We start from the raw sequence: 20,566 nt of genomic DNA, 5'->3' as shown, positions 1-20,566 counted from the left end.
GGCGTGCGTCCGCGCTGGCATACTGGGCCGGGTTCGCAACGGCGTCCCCTCCGGGGCGAGGCGCCCTGACCGCCCCGAGCCCGCGAAGGACCCCACGATGGCCACAGGTCACGGCAGCATCTCCACGACGGACCTGGACCGCGCGGGCCACCTGCTCAAGCGGGTCGAGCAGGTGTTCGACCAGCGCGTCGTCGGGCAGGAGGCCCTGCGCACGGCCCTGGTCAGCTCGCTCCTCGCCGGTGGCCACATCCTGCTGGAGTCGGTCCCGGGCCTCGCCAAGACCACGGCGGCCCAGACGCTGGCGGCGGCGATCGACGGCTCGTTCCACCGCATCCAGTGCACGCCGGACCTCATGCCCAACGACATCGTGGGCACGCAGATCTACAACTACGCGACCGGGGCGTTCACCACGCAGCTCGGGCCCGTGCACGCGAACCTGGTGCTGCTCGACGAGATCAACCGGTCGAGCGCCAAGACGCAGTCGGCGATGCTCGAGGCCATGCAGGAGAAGCAGACGTCGATCGGCGGCGAGAACTTCCCGCTGCCCTCGCCGTTCATGGTGGTCGCGACGCAGAACCCCATCGAGGAGGAGGGCACGTACGTGCTGCCCGAGGCCCAGATGGACCGCTTCCTCATGAAGGAGGTGCTGACCTACCCTGCACCGGCGCAGGAGCTGGAGATCCTGGACCGCATCTCGACGGGCCGCATGACGGCGCCCATCACGGCCGAGCCCGTCAGCATCGAGGACGTCGTGTTCCTCCAGCGCCTGGTCGACGACGTGTACGTCGACGAGTCGATCAAGCGGTACATCGTCGACCTCATCAACACGACGCGCCTGTCGGGGCCGCGGCCCGTCCCGGGCCTGGCGCAGCACGTGCGCGTCGGGGCGAGCCCTCGCGGCGGGATCGCGCTCATGCGTGTGGGCCAGGCGCTCGCGATCCAGGCCGGGCGGGCGTTCGTCGTGCCGGACGACATCAAGGCCGTGCGCTACGCGGTCCTGCGCCACCGCCTGGTGCGCACGTTCGACGCGCTCGCGAACGACGTCCCGCCCGAGCAGCTCATCGACGCCGTGTTCGACGCGGTCCCCACCCCGTAGGGCGCAGGTCCATGACAGACGTGTCGCGACTGGCCCAGGTGCGGGCCAGGCTCGAGCTCCCGCTGGCCCGGCGGGCCTCGGGGCTGCTCGAGGGGCGGCACCGGTCGATCCTCAAGGGGCACGGGCAGGACTTCGACGACCTCCACCTGTACGCGCCGGGCGAGGACGTGGGCGACATCGACTGGAAGTCGAGCGCCCGTGCGGGCATCCCCGTGGTGCGCCGCTTCGCCCGCGAGTCCAACGTCAACCTAGTCCTCGTCGTGGACACGGGCCGCAACATGGGCGCGACCGCGGCGAGCGGGGAACCGAAGGCGGACGTCGTGGCCTTCTGCTGCGCGCTCGTCGCGTACCTCGCGCGCGACCGTGGCGACCGGGTCGCGCTCGTCGCGGGGGACGCGGGGCGGCTCGTGCAGCTCCCGCCCCGTGCCGGGACGCAGGACCTCGAGCTCCTGCTCCGCACGGTCGAGGGGCGGTTGGGCGTCGACGCACCGGCGAGCGACCTGAACCGTGCGCTCGACCGTGCCCTGCACGCGTTCCGTCGCCGCTCGCTCATGGTCGTCGTGACCGACGAGGCCCGCCCGGGTCCCGAGCACGAGGTCCTGCTGCGGCGCCTGCGCGTGCGCCACGAGGTCATGGTCGTCGCGGTCGCGGACCTGTCGCCGGTCGGGGCGCCGCCGCCCGTGCCAGGCACCGCACCGTCCGCCACCGCACCGTCCGCAGCCGCACCGGCTGGACCGGCCACCCCAGCGGGGCCCGCCGGGCGGGCCCGCGCGCGCCGCGGCCTCGGCCCGGTCGCCGACGTCGACGGCACGCTCGACCTGCCACCCTTCCTGCGCGGCCGGGCGGACGTCGCGGCGGGCGCGGCGCAGGCCGCGCAGGCCCGGCGCGAGTCCGTGGTGGCCCTGCTGCGCACCCTCCAGGTGGAGGCCGTGAGCGTGACGGGGACCGACGACGTCGTGCCGCGTTTCGTCGAGCTCCTGGGGAGGCAGAAGCGTGCCCGACGATGAGCTCTACGCCCCGGTCCTGTACAGCGGCTGGTGGGCGGCCCTCGGGGTCCTCCTGCTCCTGCTGGTCGTGGGATGGGTCGTGTTCGCGGTCCTGTCGACGCGCGCGTCGGCGCAGGAGAAGGCGTTGTCCGCGCCTCCTCACCTGGTGAGCGGCCCCTACGACCCGTACGCGGGTCTGCGCGCCGAGTTCGAGTCCCGTCTCGCGGGTGTCGAGCAGCGCTATCTCGCGGGCGAGCTCGACGAGCGCGCCCTGCACCTGGCGCTGTCCCGGGAGGTCCGCGGCTTCGCGTCGGGCCGGCTGGGGGTCGACGCGTCGGTGCTGACGCTGTCCGAGATCGAGCGCCTGACCGGGGCCCAGCACCTGACGCGCCTCATCGCGCGCTACTACCGGCCGTCGTTCGCGGAGGACGACGGCGAGCCGTCGGCGCACCGGGAGCAGGGTGTCTCGCCCGGGGGCAGGGAGTCCATCGACCGTGCCCGCTCGGTGGTGAGGACGTGGTGACCGCGCTGACCCCGGGGCCGCAGGGCGCCTCGATCCTGTGGCCGTGGCTGCTCGCCGCGGTCCTGGTCCTGGCCCTCGCGGCGGGTGCGGCGGCCTGGTGGCTCGCGCGCCGCCGTCGGGAACGGGCGCAGAAGGCGCGGCCCGACGACGTCACGTGGGTCGCGAACTCGGCGTACCTCGCGCAGGTCCCCGCGTTCGCGGCCTGGGTACGCCGCTACCGGGCGCTGCAGGTCGGGGGGCTCGTGGGCCTGCTCGTCGCGCTGGTCGGCGTCGGCGCGGTGGCCGCGCGCCCCGTCGAGACCGAGGTGGTCGTGGACCGGCTGGGGACCCGGGACATCGTCCTGTGCCTCGACGTGTCCGGCTCGATGACGGCCTACGACGGCGAGATCCTCAAGGTCTACTCGGAGCTGGTCGACAACTTCGAGGGCGAGCGGATCGCGCTGTCGATCTTCAACTCGACCTCGCGCACCGTGTTCCCCCTGACCGACGACTACGCCCTGGTCCAGGATGAGCTCGCGGCGGGCGTCGCGGCGTTCGACAAGGACCCGAGCACGCTCGACTTCAGCAGCGGGCGCGACGAGAAGGACATCCTCGAGTTCCTCACGTACACCGCGGGCACGCTCGCGAACGAGTCCGCCGCGAGCCTCATCGGCGACGGCCTCGCGAACTGTGCGCTGCAGTTCGACGAGGAGGCCTCGGACCGGTCGCGCTCGATCATCCTCGCGACCGACAACTACGTCGCGGGCGAGCCGATCTACACGCTCGAGGAAGCCACGGCGCTCGTCGCCTCGCGCGACATCACGCTGCACGGGATCTACGGCGGCTCCGAGCTGTACGCGGGCACGCCCGAGGAGGTCGAGTACCGCGACGTGGTCGAGGCGGGCGGCGGGCTGTACTTCCTCGCGGGCGACCCGCAGGCCGTCGAGGGCATGGTCGAGGAGGTCGTCACGCAGCAGGCGGTCGAGCTCGACGCGACCCCCGAGGTGATCGTGACGGACCTGCCGACGCTCCTGTTCCTCGTGGGGACCGCCGGCGTCGCGCTCCTCCTCGTCGTCGCCTGGAGGCTGCGCGAATGACCGTCCAGCCGTTGATCCCCCTGTGGGCGTGGGCCGGGGTGTTCGTGCCGCTGCTCGGGCTCGCCGTGTGGCAGCTCGTGGTCGCGCTGCGTGCGTCGTCCGGCTCGGGCGGGGCCCGCCAGGGGGTTCCCGCCGGGCCACGCGGCGCCTGGGCCCGGCGCACCGCGCTCGTCGCCGTCCTCGCCGTGGTCGGCCTCGGGCCCTCCGTCCCCGTGACGGAGCGCGACACGTCGGTCGCGAACGTCGACATGTTCTTCGTGGTCGACCGCACGGGATCCATGGCCGCGGAGGACTTCGACGGCACGGACGAGCGCCTCGTGGGCGTGCGCCACGACATCGCGAGCCTGACGGGTGACATCCCGGGGGCCCGCTACTCGATCATCTCGTTCGACTCCCAGGCCTCGCGCCAGCTCCCGCTCACGACCGACGCCCGCGCCATCACGTCCTGGGCCGACACGTTCAAGCGCGAGATCACGCTCTACTCGAAGGGGTCGCTCACGGACCGGCCCCACGACGAGCTGTCGGCAGCGCTCCAGGGGGCCGCGACGGACCGCCCGTCGAACGTGCGCCTCGTGTTCTTCCTGTCCGACGGCGAGCAGACCGCGAGCGGCGAGCCCCGCTCGTACGAGGACCTCGCGCCCTTCGTGGACGGTGGCGCCGTCCTGGGCTACGGCACCCCGGAGGGTGGTCGCATGAAGGAGTACGCACCGGGCGAGGACCCGGCCACCGCCGCGTACATCAAGGACCCGTCGCGGTCGACGATCACGGACACCGAGTCGCCCGACGCGCTGTCCGTGATCGACGAGGAGAACCTGCGCGCGGTCGCGACCCAGCTCGGGGTGCCGTACGTGCACCGCGAGACCGCAGGCCCGACGGCGGAGCTCGTCGCGGGCGTCGACCCCCAGCAGGTCGCGGCGGACGGCCGGCGCGCGGTCACGTCCTACCGGCCCGTGGTGTGGCCGCTCGCGCTCGTGGCCGCGGTGCTCCTCGGGTTCGAGGCGTGGGCTGCCGGCCGGTCCGCGGCCCGACGCGTGGGGGTGCGCGCATGAGCGACAACGGTGTCCCGCCGCGCCCCGGCCCGTTCTTCCCGCAGACCGGTCGGCCCGGCACGCGCTCCCCCCAGCGGGCGGCGATGCGCTCGAGGAGGCTGCGCCGTCGGGCACTGCTGCTCCTGCTGCCCGTGCCCCTGCTGGTCGCCGCGCTCGTCCTCGGCACCAAGCTCGCCTTCCTGCCCGTGATCGCCTCCTACGCCTCCGGGCGCTACGACGCGAACGACTACTCGGAGGCCGCCACGAACTTCGGCCTGCAGAAGACGATGAACGTCGTCGACCCGTGGAAGGCCTGGTACAACACGGGTACCGCGCTCCACCGGTCCGGAGACGACGTCGCCGCGATCTCGGACCTGCACCGCGCCTACGACCTCGCCGAGGACGAGGCACCCGCGGTGCGCTGCCGCATCCAGGTCAACCTCTCGATCTCGTACGAGACCTCGGGCGACTTCGACACGACCATGGCCGAGGACTACCTCGCCCAGAAGGTGGCGCTCGAGGAGGCGCTCGCCGCTCGCGACGCGGGCCAGGACTACAACCAGTTCCTGGTCGACCCGGAGGGCGACGGCACGGACATCGACCCCCAGGACCTGCAGGACGAGGCGACCACCTGGTTCTCGTACGCCGAGCGGTCCTACGCGACCGCCGAGCAGGTCCGGGGGTGGCCGGGCTGCGAGGACCAGCCGGAGCAGGAGAAGGAGCAGAACCAGGAGTCGACCCAGCGCCTGCAGGACAAGCAGCAGCAGGCGAGGGACGCCCAGCCGGAACCCGACCCCACCGCCCCGGAGACCCCGGACGGGGAGGAAGAGGGCGAGACCCCGGACGGGGCCGACCAGAGCGAGCAGGAGCGCGCCGAGGCCGAACGGCAGGAGAAGCTGCAGCAGCAGGACTCCGAGGCCCGGGACGACGAGGAGCAGAGCCGCCAGGAGTACGAGGAGTACTTCGGCGGCGACGAGCCCACGGGCGGCGCGGGCGACGGGGGCGGTTCCTCGAAGAACTGGTGACGGTGCCGTCGTCCTGCCGGCGGCTCAGTCGTCGAGGCCGTCGACCAGCAGGGTCCGCGGGCCCGGGCCCTCCTCCGCGAGCACGTCGTGCGGGTTGGCCAGGACGCACTTGCGCAGCGACAGGCAGCCGCAGCCGATGCAGTCGGTGAGATGGTCCCGCAGGCGCACGAGCTGTTCGATCCGGGCGTCCAGGTCGGCGTGCCACATGCGGGAGAGCCGCCGCCAGTCCTTGGCGTCCGGGGTGCGGTTCTGCGGGAGCGTCGCGAGGGCCTCGCGGACGAGGGCGAGCGGGATGCCGACACGCTGCGAGACGCGGATGAACGAGACGCGCCGCAGGGTCTCGCGCGGGTAGCGACGCTGGTTGCCCGGGGTGCGGCGGGCCGTGAGCAGGCCTTCACGCTCGTAGAAGTGCAGGGCGGACACCGAGACGCCGCTGCGGCGCGCGAGCTCGCCGACCGTGAGCTCGTCGTCGGGCTGGGGCCCCTCGTCAGGCATGATTGCTCCAGGCATTCGTCACTCCGTCCATCGACGAGACGAACGGGCCTTGACCTCGACAATGGTTGAGGTTCGAGACTAGTCGAAGCGCTCGATCGAGCGCACCTGACGCGCAGCCCCCACCGGACCGCGCCCACCCCTGCGAGGAGACATGGAACCACCACGCCCCGAGGCGCCCGAGGCAGAGATCGCCGCCGCGATCGGCGACGCCCACGCGCCCGACTCCTCGCCCGGACCTGCCACGGTGACAGGCACGACCACCGCGACGGCGACGGCCGAGAGGTCGGCCGCGACGCCGGCGGCCGAGAGGTCGGCCGCGACGCCGGCGGCAGACCCGCCGGCCCCCGCCCGCCCCGCGGTCGGCGCGGGCCTGTCCCCCACGACGCAGCGCACGGTCCTCGTCGGGATGGTGGCCTTGGTCCTGCTCGGCGCGTTCGAGTCGCTCGCGGTCGCGACCGCGATGCACACGGTCGCGACGGCCCTCGACGGCATGGCGCTGTACGCGGTCGCGTTCGCGGGCTCGATCGCCGCGAGCGTCGTGGGCATGGTCGCGGCCGGACGCTGGTGCGACCGGTTCGGCCCGGGTCCGTCGCTGTGGGTGGGCGTGGGCCTGTTCCTCGCGGGGCTCGTGGTGTCCGGCCTGGCGCCGGTCATGGGGGTGTTCGTCGCGGGCCGCGTGGTCCAGGGGCTCGGCACCGGGATGTACATCGTGGCCCTGTACGTCCTGGTCGCGCGCGTCTTCCCCGAGGACCGGCGCCCGTCCGTGTTCGCGGCCTTCGCCGCGGCGTGGGTCGTGCCCTCGCTCGTGGGGCCCGTGATCTCGGGGCTGATCGTCCAGCACGTCGGGTGGCGCTGGGTCTTCCTCGCGGTGCCCGTGCTCGCCGTCCCGGCCGTGCTCATGATGCGCCCGGGGCTGCGGGCCGTCGCGCGCGACCGGGGCGAGGTCGCTCCGGCGGACCGGACCGGGAGCGCGGCCCTCTGGTGGGCCGTGGCCGCAGCCGTCGGGATCGGTCTGCTGCACTTCGCCGGCCAGCAGGAAGGTGCCGCCCTGTGGGTACCGCTCGTCGCCGCCCTGGCCCTGGTGGTGGTCAGCGTGCCTCGCCTGCTCCCGCACGGCACGGCCCGCGTCGCCCGCGGCCTGCCGTCGGTCATCGCGATCCGCGGCCTGATCGCTGCGGCCTTCACCGGGACCGAGGTCCTGCTCCCCCTGCTCCTCCAGTCCGAGCGGGGCCTGTCCCCGACCGAGGCCGGCGGGGTCCTGACGTTCGGAGCGATCGGGTGGTCGGTCGGCGCGTGGCTGCGCGGGAAGGCCCACTGGGGGTGGACGCACGCGCAGTTCGTCCTGATCGGGACGCTGTTCATCGCGGGCGGCATCTCCGGGACGGTGCTCCTCGCCTGGGCCGCCGTGCCTCCGATCGTCGGGATGCTCGCCTGGACCTTCGCGGGACTGGGCATGGGGCTCGTCCACCCGACGCTCTCGGTGCTCACGCTCGCCCTGTCCCCCGAGGACCAGCAGGGCGCGAACAGCTCGGCGCTCCAGGTGTCGGACGCACTGTCCGCGGCCATCGCGCTCGCCGTGACGGGGTCCATGCTCGTGGTGCTGCGCGAACCGCTCGGGCTCCTGGCCTACGTCGTGTGCTTCGGGGCCATGGTCGCGATCGCGCTGCTCGCGGCGTTCGTCTCGCCGCGGACCCGCGTCCCGGCGTGAGGCCCCGCGCCCGGCGGTGACGGGCGGCGTGGGCGGACCTGGGCCGCTCGCGTCAGCCGAGCGCCAGCGCCGCGACGCCCTCGGCGTACCGGTCGAGCACGATCGACGTGAGGCGCGGGTCCGGCGCGAGCGGCGCGGTGACGACGTCGGCGCCCGTCCCGAGGAGGCGGTCGTGGAAGAACCCGGGTGCGAGCAGGTAGGCCGCGACGACCACGCGCGGGGCGACGCTCCCCTCCCGGGTGGCCGTCGTCGTGGCGAGGGCCTCACGTGCGGCCGCGACGGCGTCGCGCACCGACGGGGTGGCCATGGCGCCGAACCCGACCGTGACGGGACCGTCGTGGTGCGCGCGCAGGTGCTCGGCGACGGCCTCGACGTCGCGGGCGGCCGCGGCCTTGCTCGACCCGGCGGCGGCCAGGACGACGGCGTCGTGCGGTCGCACGCCGGCCTGCGCCAGGCGGTCGGCGAGGATCTGCGCGAGCCGCGGGTCCGGGCCGAGGGCTCCGGCGGCGACCGCGGGGCCGTGCTGCGGGCCGCGACCCTCGTGGGCCGGGGAGACGGCCTCGGTGATGTCGACGTTCACGTGGAAGCCCGCGGACAGCAGCAGCGGCACCACGACGGCGGCCCCACCCTGCCCCTCGCCCGCGGTGGGCGGCGCGACGGCCTGCGTGACGACGTCGGCCACGGCGGGCTGCTGGACGTCGACGAACGCCTCCCGCACGTCGAGCTCGGGACGCGCTGCCCGGACGTCGTCGAGGATCGCGCGGATCGCGGCCTGCCCGGCCACGTTGTCCGTCCCGTGCGAGCAGCCGACGAGCACGGGTGCGCCCGCGCCTCCGGACGGGGCGCTCTCCCCGGTCGCGTCGGAGGGGAACCCCAGGATCTCCGTGCTCATGCCAGCTCCAGTCGATAGCCACGTTTGACGACGGTCTTGACGAGGGTGCGGTCCCCGGCGGCCTCGCGCAGGCGGGCGACCGCGACCTCGGCGGCGTGCGGGTCGCGCGAGTCCCCGGGCAGGGCCGCGAGGACCTGGTCGCGGGTCACGATCTCCCCGGCGCGCGCGGCGAGCAGCCGCAGGACCTCGAGCCCCGTGGGCGACAGCGGGAGGACCCGTCCGTCGAGCACCGCGACGCGCGACCGGATCTGCAGGTTGCCCGCCACGGTCACGAGCGCGAGGGTCTCGGCGTGCTCGTAGTGCCCGACGAGCGTGCGGACCAGCGCCCCGAGCCGGCCGCGGTCCGGCTGGAGCGTCGGGATGCCGCGGTGCGCGAGAGGACGGGCCGTGATGGGACCGACCGCCGCGGCGACCATGGCACCGCTCACGCACCGCGCCACGACGGCGTCCCCGACCCCCTCGGCCTCCGCCGCAGCGAGCCAGGCCTCGGCCCCCGGGGCCGACGTGAAGACGACCGCGTCGATGTCCCCGCCCGCGGCCGCGTGGACCGACGCCCGGAGCGCGGCCTCGTCCGGGGGCGGACCCCAGCGGTACACGACGAGGCTCGCGACGTCGGCCCCCGCCTGCGCGAAGACCACGTCCAGGCCGTCGGCCCCCGCACCGTGGTGCTGGACCGCGATGCGCAGCCCGTCGACCCCTTCACCGAGCAGCACGTCGGCGATCTCGCCCGACGTCTCCGACTCGGCGACCCAGTCGGCCTGGAGCCCTGCGGCCTGGATCGCGCCGCGGGCCTTGGGGCCGCGCGCCACGAGACGGGCCCGGCCCAGGACGGCCAGGAGGTCGTCGGCCAGCCCGTGCGCGTCGGCGGCCTCGATCCAGCCCCGGAAGCCGATGCCCGTGGTCACGACCACGACGTCCGGCGCGCGGGCGACGAGGTCGCGCGTGCCCGCGAGCAGGGCCTCGTCGTCCTCGTTGGGGACCATGCTCAGAGCCGGGGCGTGGCGGATCTCGGCACCCCGGCGGGCCAGCGCGGCGGCCAGCTCGGCCGAGCGACGGTCGGCCGTGACGAGGACCGTGCAGCCGGCCATGACCTGCCCCAGCGCGGGTCGCCGCTCGTCGGCGGGGTCCGCGCCCGACGCGGGGTCCGCGGGCGGCGGGCCCGACGGCGCAGCGCCCGTCCCGACCGTCGGCGCACCCTGGGCCGCAGCCGTCACCGGGCGGGCTCCGGGGCAGGCGCGGGACGGGCCGCCGGTCGCGTCGCCCCCGCCGGGATGAGCAGGCCCTCCGCGGCGACGTCTCCCACGACGACGACCGCGGGAGCCCGGACGCCGACGTCCGCCGCGCGGCGAGCGAGCGTCCCGAGCGTGGCGCGCGTGACCCGCTGGTGCCGCGTGGAACCGGACTCGACCACGGCGACGGGCGTGGCGACGTCGGCCCCGGCGGTGACCGCCTGGTCCGTGATCTCGTTCAGCATCGACACTCCCATGAGGATCACCAGGGTAGCCGTGCGGTCGCGCACCGCGGCGAGCGCGACCGCGTCCAGGGGATCGTGGCCGTTGACGACGAGGAACGCGCCGACCGTGCCGCGGTGCGTGAGCGGGATGCCCGCGAGCGCCGGGACGGACAGGGCGCTGCTCACCCCGGGGACGACCTCGACGGGTACGCCCGCGGCCCGGCACGCCAGGACCTCCTCGCCGCCGCGGCCGTAGACGAACGGGTCGCCGCCCTTGAGGCGCACGACCCTGCGCCCGCGCAGGGCGTGCTCGACGAGGATCGCGTCGATCTCGTGCTGCGGGACGGGGTGGTGGCCGGGCCTCTTGCCGACGTCGACGACCTCGACGTCCGGGGGAAGGTCGGCGAGGACGTCGACGGGACCCAGGCGGTCGGTCACGACGACGTCGGCGCTCGCGAGCGCTCGCCAGGCGCGCAGCGTGAGCAGGTCGGCCGCGCCGGGGCCACCGCCGACGAGGACGACCGAGCCGCCGGGGACGGCGCCGGTGGTGCCGGGGGGCGTCACGGCGCGGGCTCGGTCGCAGGCGCCGGCGAGGTCACCGCGACGTGCACGACGCCGTCGCGCACCTCGACGGGCCACGTCGCCAGGTCGGGGCCCGTCGCGAGCACGGGGAGGAACCCGACCGGGTCGAGGCACCTGCCCGACTCCAGGGCGAAGACCTGTTTGTACATCGGGGACGCGACGGTCGGCACACCGTGCCGGGTCCCGACGATGCCGCGCGACATGACGTTCGCGCCGCTGAACGGGTCGAGCTGCTGGACCGCGAGCACGCGGTCGTCGGTCAGGCGGAAGAGCGCGACCTGCCGTCCTCCGACGAGGGCCGCGGCCCCGCGCTCGGCGGCGAGGTCCTCGACCCGGCAGACGGGCTCCCAGGACGTGCCCGTGTCCGGGACGGTCTCCACCCCCTGCTCGGGACGACCTGCTGCGGCCTCGATCCCCCTCGTGCTCGTGCTCATCTCCGCACCTCCAGCGTCGTCCCCGCGACCAGGACCGCACCCGTCGCGGCCCCGTCGCGCTCGGCTGTCGTGGCCGGGCGCGGCTGCCCCCGCTCGGCGACGTAGGCGAGGTCCGGGTCGGCCGTCGTCGGCGCGTTGACGAACGACCCGAACCGCTTGAGCTTCTCGGGGTCCTCCAGGACGGCGCGCCACTCGTCCTCGTACGTGTCGACGTGACGCGCCATCGCGGCGTCGAGGTCCGCGGCGATCCCCAGCGAGTCCTCGAGGACCACGGCACGGATCCCGTCGAGCCCGCCCTCGACCTCGTCGACCCACACCGACGTGCGCTGCAGACGGTCCGCGGTGCGCACGTAGTACAGGAGGAAGCGGTCGATCGTGCGGATCAGGGTCTCGTCGTCCAGGTCCTCGGCGAGGAGCCGCGCGTGCCGGGGCGTGAAGCCGCCGTTGCCGCCCACGTACACGTTCCAGCCCTTGTCGGTCGCGATCACGCCCACGTCCTTGCCGCGCGCCTCGGCGCACTCGCGGGCGCACCCCGAGACGCCGAGCTTGATCTTGTGCGGCGAGCGCAGACCTCGGTACCGCAGCTCGAGGCGCACGGCCATGCCGACCGAGTCCTGCACCCCGAACCGGCACCACGTCGACCCGACGCACGACTTCACGGTCCTCAGCGACTTGCCGTACGCCTGGCCCGACTCGAAGCCGTGCTCGACGAGGCGGCGCCAGATCTGCGGGAGCTGCTCGATCCGCGCACCGAACAGGTCGATCCGCTGGCCGCCCGTGATCTTGGTGTAGAGCCCGAAGTCCTGGGCGACCTGGCCGATCACGAGCAGCCCCTCGGGCGTGATCTCGCCGCCCGGGATGCGCGGCACCACCGAGTACGTGCCGTCCTTCTGCATGTTCGCCATGACGTGGTCGTTGGTGTCCTGGAGCGCGGCCTGCTCGCCCGACAGGATGTGGCCGTTGCCCAGCGACGCCAGGATCGACGCGACGACCGGCTTGCAGATGTCGCAGCCACGGCCCGGGCCGGCGGCCGGGAGCCCGGCCGGTGCGGCGTCGTCGGGCACGAGGGTGGCCGCTGCCGGGACGCGTCCGAACCGCGCGACGATCTCGCTGAACGTGTGCAGGTCCGCGACGCGGACCGCGTCGAAGAGCTGCGCCCGCGAGAGCTCGAAGTGCTCGCACAGCGCGCTCGAGACCTCGATGCCGGCCTTCTCGAGCTCGGTCGTCGTGATCTTCTTGACCAGCGGGAGGCACGAGCCGCAGCTCGTGCCCGCCCGGGTGCACGACTTGACCGAGGCGACGTCGGCGCACGCGTGCTCGGTCACGGCCGAGCGGATCGTGCCCGCGGTGACGTTGTTGCACGAGCAGACGGTGGCCTCGTCGGGCAGCTCGAGCCCCGCCGCACCGCCGCCCGACGACCCCTCGGGCAGGAGGAACGCGCCCGGGTCGCCCGGCAGCTCGCGACCGACCATGGGACGCAGCGACGCGTACGGCGTCGCGTCGCCCACGAACACGCCGCCCAGGAGGGTCCGCGCGTCGTCGGACAGCACGAGCTTCTTGTAGACGCCCGCGACCGGGTCCGCCCAGACGACCTCCATGGCCCCCTCGGTGCGCGCGAACGCGTCGCCGAAGCTCGCGACGTCCACGCCGCGCAGCTTGAGCCTGGTCGCCGTGTCCGCACCCGGGAACGTCGCCTCGCCGCCGAGCAGGCGGTCGACGACCACCTCGGCCATCGCGTAGCCCGGGGCCACGAGGCCCAGGCAGCGCCCCTCGATGCACGCGACCTCGCCGACCGCCCACACGTGCGGGTCGTCGGTGCGGCACGACAGGTCGACGACCGCCCCACCGCGCTCGCCGACCGGCAGCCCCGCCCCACGGGCCAGCTCGTCCCGCGGCCGGACGCCCGTCGCCATGACGACCACGTCGACGTCGAGCCGCCCGCCGTCCACGAAGTCGAGGCGGCCCACGTGACCCGTCGTCCGCGCGGGACGCATCTCCTTGGTCCCGGTGCTCACGCGCACCGCGATGCCCATGTCGTTGACGAGACGCCCGAGCGCCTGCCCGCCGCCCAGGTCGATCTGCGCGTCCATGAGGTGCGTGCCGAACTGGACGACGGTCGCCTGGGCGCCGAGCGCCGTGAGCGCACCCGCGGCCTCGAGGCCCAGGAGCCCGCCACCGATGACCGCGCCACGCACCGGGCGGTCGTACGACGACCCGGCCCGCTCCTCGCGCTTGGCCTCGACCCAGCCGCGCAGGGCCGCGACGTCGTCGATCGTGCGGTAGACGAACACCCCCGGCAGCTCGTTGCCGGGGATGGGCGGCCGGGCCGCGCTCGACCCCGTCGCGAGCACGAGCTCGTCGTAGTCGTGGACCCGGCCCGACCGGTCGGTGACCTGGCGCGCCTCGCGGTCGATCGAGTCGATCCGGCAGTCACGGACCAGGCGCACGAGCGGGTCGTCCCACAGCGCGGGGTCGCCGAGGTCGAGCTCCCCGGGGTCGCGTGCCGAGAAGTAGGAGGTGAGCGCGACGCGGTCGTACGGGTGGCGGGGTTCCTCGGCGAAGACGGTGACCCGCCACCTGCCGGCGGTGTCACGGGCGCGCAGCGCCTCGACGAGACGCTGGGCGACCATGCCGCCGCCGACGACCACGAGATGGCGGGGAGAGCTCGAAGGTGAGGTCACGGGGGCTCCTGGGGGGTGCGGTCCGGGTGAGGCGACTGCTGCTCCGGACACTAGGGATGCGGCGTTTCCGCGCCGCACCCGCCCCTTTGCCCCGCCGTAACGTTCTTCTCACGCGGGGCGGGGAGCGGGCGTGAGATCGGGCTCGCGACGCGTCGACGTGGCGCCGTCGGGTGCTGGTCGCCACCGACCCGGTACCTCACCCCTGGACCGAGGCAGGCTCGAGGACGGACGACGACGCGGGCGCCGGCTGCTCCGGGTCGGCCGTGCGCAGCCAGTCCGCGAGCCCGCACACGACGTCCTGGCACCCGCCGCACCCCGTGGTGGCGCGGGTCGCGCGCGCGATGTCGGCCGTGCTGCGTGCGCCTTCGCGCCAGCTCGCGACGACGTCCCCCTTGGTCACGCCGTTGCAGCGGCACACCGTGGTCCGGTCGGGCATGTGCGTGGGGTCCGACGCCGGAGCAGCGGCCTGCGCGACGGGTCGCAGCAGGAGGTGGGCCGGGTCGGCGGGCACGGGGATCCGGCGCGTGTAGGTCGCCGTGAGATCGGCGCCGACCTGCGGCGCGCCGACCACGGTCGCCCCCACGAGGTAGCCGCCCGCGACGACGACCTCGACGTGCCGTCCCGCGTCGGGGTCGGTGAGCCGGAGCGTGCGGTGGCTCGGGTCGTGCGCGCGCCGCGCGCCGCAGACGCCCATCGCGACGACGTCGAGGCCCGCGGCCTTGAGACGCACGACGTCGGTCGGTGCGGCAGGGGGTGGCGGCCGGTCGGTCGGCGCCGTCGCCCGGGGCCGCGTCTCGCGGGGCGCCGGCCCCGGCAGGTCCCCCGCGCTCCGCCCGACGTCGAGCGCGATCCGCAGCGCCATGCTGGGCCGGGCGTCGTCGGTGAGGCGGACGCGCCTCGCGGCCCTCGCGGGGGCCGGTGCGTCGGCATGGCTCGTCGCGTCCGACAGCCTCTCCGCGAGCAGGGCCGCGAGGCGCCGCGACTGGTCCCAGCCCTGCGCGACGAGCCCCGTCCCTCCCTCGGGCGGCTGCGCGCAGTCACCGATCGCGTGCACGTCGGGGTCGTCGGGGCTCGCCAGCCCGTGCCCGACGACGACACCCCGGTCCACCGTCAGGCCGGCGGTCCGGGCGAGGGTCGCCTCGGGTACGGTCCCGCACGCCAGCACCAGCAGGTCGGCCGGGATCTCGTCGCCCTCGCCGGTCAGGTCCGGGGCGCCCGATCCGCCGCCTCCCCGCGCCCCAGGGGCGCCCGCGTCACGGGGCGAGCGTCCGACGTCGGGCACGAGGACGACCCCTGTGGCGACCGCGCCCCCGTCGCCGCCCCCGTGCACCACGACCTCGCGCGTGCGGACCCCGGTCAGCACGGTGATCCCGAGGTCGGCGAGCGTGCGCGAGGCGGCGAGGCCCGCGTCGGGACCGAGCTGGCGGTCCATGGGGCTCGCCCCGCCGTGGACCACGGTCACCGCGAGCCCGCGCCGGGCGAGGCCGCACGCGACCTCGAGGCCCAGGACTCCGGCACCGATCACGACCGCACGGCGTGCGTGCGTGGAGGCGGCGACGATCTCGCGTGCGTCGTCGAGCGAGCGCAGCGCGTGGACCCCGGCGGGCAGGGTCCCCCCAGGACCCGGCTCGAGCCCCGGCACGTCCGGGACCCGGGCGGCCGAGCCGGTCGCGAGCACCACGGCGTCGTACGGGAACGCGCCGTCGCTCGTGAGGACGGTGCGCGAGCCGCGGTCGATCGCGATCGCCGTGGCCCCCCGGTGGACCTCGGCGCGCTCGTCTCCGGTCGAGGGCAGGGTCAGCGCGCCGATGTCGGCACGCCCTGCGACGACCTCGCTCAGCAGGACGCGGTTGTACGGCTCGTGCGCCTCGTCACCGAGCACCGTGACGCGCAGGGGCCGGGCGCGGTGCGTCCCGTCCGGGCCGGCCACCGCCAGGAGGTCGGCCGCGAACCGGGACCCGACCATGCCGTTGCCCACCACGACGACCCGGAACGGCCTGAGCCTCATGCGACCACCTCCGACGCAGGGTCAGGTGCGACGGCGACTGCGCACACCTTGAACTCGGGCATCCCGGAGACCGGGTCGGTCGCGTCGGTCGTGATCCGGTTGACGCTCCCGGCCCCGCTCCAGTGGAACGGCATGAAGACCGTGTCGGGGCGGATCTTGTCGCTCCAGCGCGCGGGTGCCCGGACCTCGCCCCGGGCCGACGTGAGCCGCACCGGGTCCCCGTCCTGGATGCCGAGGCGGAAGCCGAGGATCGGGTGCATCTCGACGGAGGGTCCGGGCACGCTCCGGTCGAGCTCGGGGACACGTCGCGTCTGTGCGCCCGACTGGTAGTGCTGGAGCACGCGGCCCGTCACGAGGTAGACGGGAGCGTCCGGGCGGACGTCGTCGCTCGGCCCCACGTGGTCGACCGCGACCATGCGCGCGCGCCCGTCGGGGGTGCGGAAGCGGTCGAGGAACAGCCGCGGGGTGCCGGGGTGCGCTTCTCCCCCCGCGGCGGGCGACACCGCCGGCACGGGCCAGAACAGTCCCGGCCTGCCCGCGGCCTCGTCGGCGTCGAGGCGCGCGTGGCTGAGGCCGGAGTAGTCCGCGACGCCACCTGCCGAGGCCCGCGCGAGCTCGTCGAACACCTCGGCGGGGTCGAGCGGGAAGGGCACGGTCGAGCCCAGGCGGCGCGCGAGCTCGGCGAAGACCCACAGCTCGGACCGCACGCCGACCGGCGGCGTCACGGCACGGCGGCGGCGGATCACGCGCCCCTCGAGCGAGGTCATGGTCCCCTCCTCCTCGGCCCACTGCGTCACGGGCAGCACGACGTCGGCACGCAGCGCGGTCTCGGAGGGCACCAGGTCGCACACCACGAGCAGGTCCAGGGCATCGAGACGCTCGGCGACGTACGTCGCGTTCGGCGCGCTGACCAGCACGTTCGAGCCGTGCACGAGCAGCGCCCGCGGCCCGCGCGGCGTCCCGAGCGAACGCAGCAGCTCGACCGCAGGCCTGCCCGGCCCGGGCAGGGACGCGGGGTCCACACCCCACACCCCGGCGACGTGGGCGCGCGCGGCCGGGTCGCCGATCGTGCGGTAGCCGGGGAGCTGGTCGGCCTTCTGGCCGTGCTCCCGGCCGCCCTGCCCGTTGCCCTGCCCCGTGATGGCGCCGTACCCGGAGCCGGTCCGGCCGGGCAGGCCGAGCGCGAGCGCCAGGTCGATCGCCGCCGTGACCGTCGCGGTCCCCTGGGTCGACTGCTCGACGCCGCGACCCGTCAGGACGTACGCCCCGCGTCCACCGCGTGCGGGCGAGGCCGCCGCGAGCAGCCTCGCGACGCGGCGGAGCTCGTCGGCCGCGATCCCGCACACGGTCTCGGCGCGCTCGGGCCACCAGGCCGCGACCGCGCGGCGCACGTCGTCGACCCCGGACACGCGCGCCGCGAGGTACTCCTCGTCGGCGAGGCCCTCGGCCCACACGACGTGCAGGAGCGCGAGGAGCACCACGAGGTCGGTCCCGGGGACGGGCTGGAGGTGGAGGCCCTGGGACGGCGCGCCCGCCGCACCGGCGGTCTCCCCCGCCCCCGTGAGGGCGGCCGTCGCCGTGCGTCGCGGGTCCACGACCACGAGCCCGGCCCGCTCTCGCACGCCCGCGAGGTGCTGGACCGCGGGCGGCATGGTCTCGGCCAGGTTCGAGCCGAGCAGCAGCACCGCGTCGGCCCCCGCGAGGTCGGCGAGCGGGAACGGGAGCCCGCGGTCGGCGCCGAACGCCCGGTTGGCGCCCGCCGCGGCGCTCGCCATGCAGAAGCGCCCGTTGTAGTCGATGTTCGCGGTCCGCAGGACCGTCCGTGCGAGCTTGCCCAGCGCGTACGCCTTCTCGTTCGTGAGCCCCCCGCCCCCGAAGACCGCGACCGCGTCGCGCCCCGACTCCGCCTGGATCGCCGTGATGCCGCTGACGACCCTCCCGAGCGCCTCGTCCCACGTCGCGGGCCGCAGCTCGCCGCGGGTCACGGCCCCCGCCGCGTCGACCGCCCGGTCCCGCACGAGCGGCACCGTGAGCCGGTCGCTCGCGCCGAGCACGCTCGCGCTGGTCCAGCCCTTCTGGCACAGCCCGTTCTTGTTGGTGGGGAACTCGCGCGGTGCGACGATCACGCGGGGCGAGGCTCCGCCGTCGGGCACCTCCGGGGGCGCGGGCGTGAGCGACATGCCGCACTGCAGCGCGCAGTAGGGGCAGTGCGTGTCCGCACCGCTGCCCGACGGCGCCGCGCGCCCGGGACGAGCGACCATGCTCAGATCCCGGCCGCGGCCATGGGCGCGCCCCGCCGCTGGTACACGGCCCACGTCACCACGGCCATGACGGCGTAGACACCGATGAAGATCCACAGGGCCGGGACGAGCGACCCGGCGAGGTCGTTGGAGATCGCGAAGCCGCGCGGGATGAGGAAGCCGCCGAACGCCCCGACGGCCCCCGCGATGCCGATGCAGCCGGCGGCCGCCTTGCGGACCCGGGTGCGGTGGGCCTGGCGCTCGTCGTCGGGCAGGGCCGCGGCGGCGAGCTCGCCCGAGGCCGAGAAGACCGCGGGGATCATCCGGTAGGTCGCGCCGTTGCCGATGCCCGTCGCGACGAACAGCAGCAGGAACGACCCGAAGAACACCCCGAAGCTGTGCGACTCCAGCGCCTGGATCGCGCCGAACGCCCCGACCGCCATGACGCCGAACGCCGCGATGGTCACGCGGGCCCCGCCCACCCTGTCGGCGATCGTCCCGCCGAGCGGCCGGGACACCGAGCCCACGAGCGCGCCGAGGAACGCGATCGAGAGCGTGACCTCGGGGAACTGGTTCCTGAGCAGCGTCGGGAACGCACCCGAGTACCCGATGAACGACCCGAACGTCCCGATGTAGAGGAACGAGATGATCCACGTGTGCCGGTTGCGGGTCGCCGCGGCGAACGAGCGGACGTCGGCCGTGGCGTGCGACAGGTTGTCCATGTACCGCCACGCGAGGAACGCCGCCAGCAGGATGAACGGGACCATCATGAGCCCCGCCCGTTCGAGCGCGATGCCCGCGCCCGCGACGATCACGAGCGGCACCGCGAGCTGGACCGCGGCCGTCCCGAGGTTGCCGCCCGCGGCGTTGAGGCCCAGCGCCCGGCCCTTCTCCTTCTCGGGGTAGAAGAACGAGATGTTGGCCATCGAGGACGCGAAGTTCCCGCCGCCGACCCCCGCGAGCGCCGCGACGAGCAGCATCACGCCGAACGGCGTCCCGGGGTTCTGCACGACGACGGCGAGCGCGACCGTGGGCACCAGGAGCAGGAGCGCCGACACGACGGTCCAGTTGCGGCCACCGAACAGCGGGACCGCGAAGGTGTACGGGATGCGCAGGGTCGCGCCCACGAGGCTGGGGACGGCGATGAGCCAGAACTGCTGGTCCACGGTGAAGGTGAACCCTGCCGCGCCGAGCTGCGGGACGACGATCGACCACAGGGCCCAGACCGCGAACCCGAGGAACTCGGCGAGGACCGAGATCCACAGGTTGCGGGTGGCGACCTGGCGTCCGCCGTCGCGCCAGAACGTGGGGTCCTCGGGGTCCCAGTGGTCGATCCAGCGCCCGCGACGGTGCGGGGCGCTCCGAGGCGCGGGGTCCGCGGCGGTACCGGGCCGTCCGACCGTGCCCGACGGCGCAGTGGCAGTCGGGAGCGCGGGGGCGGGCTGGTCGGTCGTGGTCGTGACCTGCGGGGGACCTGCGGGGACGGACATGGCGCCTCCTGGGTGGGGACCGGGCACGGCGAGCGGTGCTCGACCGATACCCGCGACCGTAGGAAGCGCGTGTTTCTCCCGGGCACGGCGCCCGTTTCCCGTCCGTAAGGCTTTGCGCACACCGTGCGCCGGCGGACTGTGAGCGACGGCCTCGCGGGACGGTCGGCAGCAGGCGTGCCGAGCGGTCACTGTCGGCCCCCGAGAGAGGCCCGTCACGTCCGGACCGGGTGGAATCGCACCGAGACCCCGCCGCCCGGCGTTTCATCCTCCCTGGTGCTCCTGGTCCCGGTCTAGACTCGCGCCAGCCTCTTCGACGGTTGCCGGACTGGGTGGACTCCGGCCGCTGCACGACTGGGCGAACCACCGGGCCGACCGTCCAGTGGTTGAGATCGAGAGAAGGGTCCACGCATGCCGCGACAGAGCAGCGCAGCATCCGGAGCGCTCAACCCCCTGCGCGCCCTCGCCGCACTCGTCCGTCTGGCAGGCACGGCAGGAGCCGGCCCACGAGGCGAGGCCGCCGACCAGAGCGCGGCCCTGTGCCGCGTGTGCGCCTGGTACCTCGACGAGCCGGGATGGACGCTCGACGGCCCCACGCACACGATCTGCGACTGCTGCGGGGCCGAGAGCGGGATCGACGACACGACCCCCGAGCGCATCGTCTCCTACCGCCGGAACTGGACCGACGGCGGGCACGTCTGGTTCGACCCGTCGCGCCGCCCGGAGGGGTGGTCGTACGACCGCATGCCCTTCGACGCGGAACGTTGGAGCACGGCTCGCCGCTGAGCGCCGGGCCCGGCCGGAGGGTCGACGAGCCCGGCGGACGACGAGGGGTGGCGAGCCGGTCCGGCT

At 74.8% G+C, this 20,566-nt stretch carries 17 protein-coding genes; 8 read left to right on the top strand and 9 right to left on the bottom strand.

Annotated elements, in window-relative coordinates; all coding sequences use genetic code 11:
• The first annotated feature begins 97 nt into the window (after positions 1-97).
• The 6 genes from NHG27_RS08855 to NHG27_RS08830 are packed head-to-tail and all read left to right on the top strand — an operon-like array spanning position 98 to position 5,734.
• Positions 98-1,096, top strand: coding sequence for an AAA family ATPase (locus NHG27_RS08855; protein WP_193719054.1), 999 nt, complete (start codon positions 98-100; stop codon positions 1,094-1,096).
• Between the two features lie 11 nt (positions 1,097-1,107).
• Positions 1,108-2,103 carry a DUF58 domain-containing protein gene (locus NHG27_RS08850; RefSeq protein WP_497015946.1) on the top strand — a complete coding sequence of 332 codons (996 nt, stop codon included), beginning with the start codon at positions 1,108-1,110 and terminating at the stop codon, positions 2,101-2,103.
• A complete protein-coding gene (locus tag NHG27_RS08845; protein ID WP_497015943.1) occupies positions 2,090-2,605 on the top strand; it encodes a hypothetical protein in 516 nt (171 codons plus the stop codon). The genes NHG27_RS08850 and NHG27_RS08845 overlap by 14 nt, the downstream gene beginning before the upstream one ends.
• A complete protein-coding gene (locus NHG27_RS08840) occupies positions 2,602-3,681 on the top strand; it encodes a vWA domain-containing protein (RefSeq protein WP_497015942.1) in 1,080 nt (359 codons plus the stop codon). Before NHG27_RS08845 ends, NHG27_RS08840 begins: the two co-directional genes overlap by 4 nt.
• The gene (locus tag NHG27_RS08835) at positions 3,678-4,730 is read left to right on the top strand and encodes a vWA domain-containing protein (RefSeq protein ID WP_497015940.1); all 1,053 of its coding nucleotides are present in this window, start codon (positions 3,678-3,680) and stop codon (positions 4,728-4,730) included. The genes NHG27_RS08840 and NHG27_RS08835 overlap by 4 nt, the downstream gene beginning before the upstream one ends.
• A complete protein-coding gene (locus NHG27_RS08830) occupies positions 4,727-5,734 on the top strand; it encodes a hypothetical protein (protein WP_497015939.1) in 1,008 nt (335 codons plus the stop codon). Before NHG27_RS08835 ends, NHG27_RS08830 begins: the two co-directional genes overlap by 4 nt.
• 24 nt (positions 5,735-5,758) lie before the next feature.
• On the opposite strand, the gene soxR is transcribed toward NHG27_RS08830, so the two are convergent.
• The gene (gene soxR, locus NHG27_RS08825) at positions 5,759-6,229 is read right to left on the bottom strand and encodes a redox-sensitive transcriptional activator SoxR (RefSeq protein WP_193719060.1); all 471 of its coding nucleotides are present in this window, start codon (positions 6,227-6,229) and stop codon (positions 5,759-5,761) included.
• A 151-nt stretch (positions 6,230-6,380) separates the two neighbouring features.
• Here soxR and NHG27_RS08820 point away from each other — a divergent pair, with 151 nt between their 5' ends.
• Positions 6,381-7,937 carry an MFS transporter gene (locus tag NHG27_RS08820; protein WP_497015937.1) on the top strand — a complete coding sequence of 519 codons (1,557 nt, stop codon included), beginning with the start codon at positions 6,381-6,383 and terminating at the stop codon, positions 7,935-7,937.
• A gap of 52 nt (positions 7,938-7,989) precedes the next feature.
• Here NHG27_RS08820 and NHG27_RS08815 read toward each other — a convergent pair whose 3' ends face one another.
• The 8 genes from NHG27_RS08815 to NHG27_RS08780 all read right to left on the bottom strand — a co-directional run bounded on the left by NHG27_RS08815 (position 7,990) and on the right by NHG27_RS08780 (position 19,717).
• Complete coding sequence (locus NHG27_RS08815) at positions 7,990-8,829, bottom strand: sirohydrochlorin chelatase (RefSeq protein WP_497015935.1); 840 nt, start codon at positions 8,827-8,829, stop codon at positions 7,990-7,992.
• Complete coding sequence (locus tag NHG27_RS08810) at positions 8,826-9,917, bottom strand: uroporphyrinogen-III synthase (protein ID WP_497016069.1); 1,092 nt, start codon at positions 9,915-9,917, stop codon at positions 8,826-8,828. The genes NHG27_RS08815 and NHG27_RS08810 overlap by 4 nt, the downstream gene beginning before the upstream one ends.
• A gap of 122 nt (positions 9,918-10,039) precedes the next feature.
• Complete coding sequence (cobA, locus tag NHG27_RS08805; protein ID WP_497015934.1) at positions 10,040-10,846, bottom strand: uroporphyrinogen-III C-methyltransferase; 807 nt, start codon at positions 10,844-10,846, stop codon at positions 10,040-10,042.
• The gene (gene nirD / locus NHG27_RS08800) at positions 10,843-11,298 is read right to left on the bottom strand and encodes a nitrite reductase small subunit NirD (protein ID WP_497015932.1); all 456 of its coding nucleotides are present in this window, start codon (positions 11,296-11,298) and stop codon (positions 10,843-10,845) included. Before nirD ends, cobA begins: the two co-directional genes overlap by 4 nt.
• Positions 11,295-13,928: a nitrite reductase large subunit NirB gene (gene nirB, locus NHG27_RS08795; protein WP_497016067.1), complete on the bottom strand. Its 2,634-nt coding sequence runs from the start codon at positions 13,926-13,928 to the stop codon at positions 11,295-11,297. The genes nirD and nirB overlap by 4 nt, the downstream gene beginning before the upstream one ends.
• A 247-nt stretch (positions 13,929-14,175) precedes the next feature.
• Positions 14,176-15,987 carry an FAD-dependent oxidoreductase gene (locus NHG27_RS08790; RefSeq protein WP_497015930.1) on the bottom strand — a complete coding sequence of 604 codons (1,812 nt, stop codon included), beginning with the start codon at positions 15,985-15,987 and terminating at the stop codon, positions 14,176-14,178.
• Positions 15,984-18,248: a molybdopterin oxidoreductase family protein gene (locus NHG27_RS08785; RefSeq protein ID WP_497015929.1), complete on the bottom strand. Its 2,265-nt coding sequence runs from the start codon at positions 18,246-18,248 to the stop codon at positions 15,984-15,986. The genes NHG27_RS08790 and NHG27_RS08785 overlap by 4 nt, the downstream gene beginning before the upstream one ends.
• Before the next feature lie 2 nt (positions 18,249-18,250).
• Positions 18,251-19,717, bottom strand: coding sequence for an MFS transporter (locus NHG27_RS08780; RefSeq protein WP_497015927.1), 1,467 nt, complete (start codon positions 19,715-19,717; stop codon positions 18,251-18,253).
• Between the two features lie 408 nt (positions 19,718-20,125).
• On the opposite strand from NHG27_RS08780, the gene NHG27_RS08775 reads away from it, so the two are divergent.
• On the top strand, positions 20,126-20,500 hold the full coding sequence (locus NHG27_RS08775) for a hypothetical protein (protein WP_193719067.1): 375 nt from the start codon (positions 20,126-20,128) through the stop codon (positions 20,498-20,500).
• Positions 20,501-20,566: the final 66 nt, after the last annotated feature.

The sequence above is a fragment of the Oerskovia sp. 140933 genome (assembly GCF_059651515.1).
This window is presented reverse-complemented; position numbering and strand designations above follow the sequence as displayed.

Coding starts and splice junctions, on each gene's coding strand:
- NHG27_RS08855 (WP_193719054.1), top strand. CDS start 98: ATGGCCACAGGTCACGGCAGCATCTCCACGACGGACCTGGACCGCGCG.
- NHG27_RS08850 (WP_497015946.1), top strand. CDS start 1,108: ATGACAGACGTGTCGCGACTGGCCCAGGTGCGGGCCAGGCTCGAGCTC.
- NHG27_RS08835 (WP_497015940.1), top strand. CDS start 3,678: ATGACCGTCCAGCCGTTGATCCCCCTGTGGGCGTGGGCCGGGGTGTTC.
- NHG27_RS08830 (WP_497015939.1), top strand. CDS start 4,727: ATGAGCGACAACGGTGTCCCGCCGCGCCCCGGCCCGTTCTTCCCGCAG.
- soxR (WP_193719060.1), bottom strand. CDS start 6,229: ATGCCTGACGAGGGGCCCCAGCCCGACGACGAGCTCACGGTCGGCGAG.
- NHG27_RS08820 (WP_497015937.1), top strand. CDS start 6,381: ATGGAACCACCACGCCCCGAGGCGCCCGAGGCAGAGATCGCCGCCGCG.
- NHG27_RS08815 (WP_497015935.1), bottom strand. CDS start 8,829: ATGAGCACGGAGATCCTGGGGTTCCCCTCCGACGCGACCGGGGAGAGC.
- NHG27_RS08810 (WP_497016069.1), bottom strand. CDS start 9,917: ATGGCCGGCTGCACGGTCCTCGTCACGGCCGACCGTCGCTCGGCCGAG.
- nirD (WP_497015932.1), bottom strand. CDS start 11,298: ATGAGCACGAGCACGAGGGGGATCGAGGCCGCAGCAGGTCGTCCCGAG.
- nirB (WP_497016067.1), bottom strand. CDS start 13,928: ATGGTCGCCCAGCGTCTCGTCGAGGCGCTGCGCGCCCGTGACACCGCC.
- NHG27_RS08790 (WP_497015930.1), bottom strand. CDS start 15,987: ATGAGGCTCAGGCCGTTCCGGGTCGTCGTGGTGGGCAACGGCATGGTC.
- NHG27_RS08785 (WP_497015929.1), bottom strand. CDS start 18,248: ATGGTCGCTCGTCCCGGGCGCGCGGCGCCGTCGGGCAGCGGTGCGGAC.
- NHG27_RS08780 (WP_497015927.1), bottom strand. CDS start 19,717: ATGTCCGTCCCCGCAGGTCCCCCGCAGGTCACGACCACGACCGACCAG.
- NHG27_RS08775 (WP_193719067.1), top strand. CDS start 20,126: ATGCCGCGACAGAGCAGCGCAGCATCCGGAGCGCTCAACCCCCTGCGC.